This is a genomic window from Candidatus Parvarchaeota archaeon (assembly GCA_016866895.1).
GTDB lineage: Archaea > Micrarchaeota > Micrarchaeia > Anstonellales > VGKX01 > VGKX01.
Genome location: VGKX01000177.1, coordinates 1 through 2,280, shown reverse-complemented (window position 1 = coordinate 2,280; position 2,280 = coordinate 1). Strand labels below are relative to the sequence as shown.

The 2,280-nt window shown below is 44.7% G+C and carries 1 protein-coding gene; it reads right to left on the bottom strand.

Features of this window, described 5'->3' with window-relative positions; all coding sequences use genetic code 11:
• Positions 1 to 276: 276 nt before the first annotated feature.
• Entirely contained in the window at positions 277 to 1,299 is a 1,023-nt protein-coding gene (locus tag FJZ26_05665; protein ID MBM3229895.1) for a hypothetical protein, read from the bottom strand.
• Positions 1,300 to 2,280: the final 981 nt, after the last annotated feature.

The following is a 2,280-nucleotide window of genomic DNA, read 5'->3' as shown; positions in this document are numbered from 1 at the left end:
CCCAGAGGGCATTTCCTGGGCGGATAATTGCATTGTGTGGGTAGCCAGCACAAGCTCTAGAAGCCCAAGGCCCGTGCTGATTGGGATTTTCGAAAATGTCCTTGAAGTTTTTCTTATCCCGCTTGGTTTTTCATGAGACGCCCTGTTTTTGCTTTTGAATAATGCATTTGGTATGGCATTCACTAATAGCACCGTGTTAATTGCACCGGAGCCAATATAATAAGTTATCGGATATAGATAGATGTGGTGTTTGCAATTTATCGGTTTGGAAAATATTTAGCCTGTTTTGCTGATTTTTTTCCACCATATATAGAATAATATGGCCGGGACGGCTGAGAAGAAGATAAGAATCCCTATAATGAACTCCCAGGGGTAAACAGGGTAGCTGCCAATGCTAAATAGGATTGAGTCTGGCTTGAAAGGCAGGTAGGGAATTCCAAAAATTGTTGCGATTGTGTTTGGAAACGCAGATATTGTTGCTGCAATTGTGAGTATTACAGTCACGAAAGTCAGGTGCCTGATTGTCTTGTTTATGCGATTGGAGATAATGGCATGATAGACATCAAGCGTGTCCGATAGTATTTCCTTCAAAGTCTCTGCAGTGTTTATGTCAAATATCAGGGAATTGTAGGTGCTGTCCAGTTTCTGCTGCGCAGCCTGGCTTGGGTCAAAATGGGCAACTTTTGAGTTTTTCAGGTCAAAAACAAGCTCCCGGTTTTTCCAAAAATGCCTGTTGGCATTTATCAGGATTCTTTTGAGCCTGAATACCTCCCGTGTATTAAGGTGGGCATCTTTGACTGAAAGCACTTGCTCTATCTTGTCGGACACTGTCTCAATTTCCCCTAATGCCCTGGAATTTCCCCAAAGCACACTGCCAAGTAGATAAATCAAAGCGTGTTCAACGTTGCCAAGGCCGGCCTGGCTGTGCCTTTCCAGGTACCTGTCAACTTTATACGCTTCCATTTTTTCAGATGCGTTTACAGTGGCAATGAAGTTTTCAAAGAGAAAGACGATTATTTGGCTGCTTGTGAAGTTCAGGCTGGAAGGGTCGGACTCAAAAAGCACGAGGGACGTAAAACGCCTTTTTTCAATATAACACGGGTATTTTTTCTCCATTGCCTCGATTACATCCCCGTCGGTTATGCCAAGGGGCGCAAGCTTAGAGATTTGCTTGTCTGAAACGTCGGCCCAAAATGGCACGGGGTTTTTCCCCGCTGCACCGCTTTTTTTGTCTTCTGCCCTGTGCGGCGCAAAAATAGTGGCTGAAACTTTGCCGGTGCCCAAGTCAAGAACTTGCATGTCCCTAATATTCAAGCCAGGCCATATATAAGCATTCCATGCAAAATGGCCAATCTGCACATTGTGCTGGACTGCTTACTACTCAAGCTTGCTAATCTGGGTTACCTGAAGCCCTTTTCCAGACGCCTTGAATGTTATTTCAAATTCGTTTTCAAGGGTGATTGAAAAGAAGCCGTTTTTCTTGTCCGTAATCAGCGCGGTTTTGTCCTTTGGCCTCAAATAGAACAAACTTGCATCCTCTGAACTGAAACCTACATAGATTCTTAAAAACGACGCGTCTGCGTCAGCTGAATTTTTTAGCTTTTCTTTCTTCGCCTTCTGCATTGCATTTCCAAGCAGGTCCATCAAATACTGAAAGTTTGAATAGCCCCAGCGCGTTTCCTCCTCCTCCCTTGATTTTGGCTTTGAGAAGTCGAAGAGCATCTGCTTTATCCCTTCAGCTTCGGCCGCATCCTTGTCGTAAGGGGTTATGCGGATGATTTCTATCCCGTTGTCCTTTTGCCTGAAAAACACTTCAAATGGTTTCTCAGCGATTACTCCGACTATGAGGGAATAGGTTCCGTCCCTGTTTTTATCAAGTAAAGCGCCCTCAATGTCATTTCTTCTGTCAAGCACCACCATCTGTATGGGTTCATCCCTTGAAGGGTCATCGATAAGGCGCCTGTACAGGTCAAATGCCTTCTGGGCATTTGGAATTTTGGCGGCAGCAGCCTTTTTAAGTCCTATTTCAAACAGGCCTGAAACGTGATTGAGCTGGTGCCTTTTCTCGTCCCCCACTTTTTCATGTATGCCCATGAACTTAACAAGCGCATACGCCAAGGCCTCTTTATCAGTACTGGCGCCTTTTGAGAGAAGCTCCAGGTTTTTTTTAGTGTTCCCAAAATCACCCTCTTTGGGGACTATATGGTATATGTATTGTTCTAGGTAAACCATCTGTTTGGCGTGTATGGCAGAATCCGCGTCAACGGGCGTGATTGCATC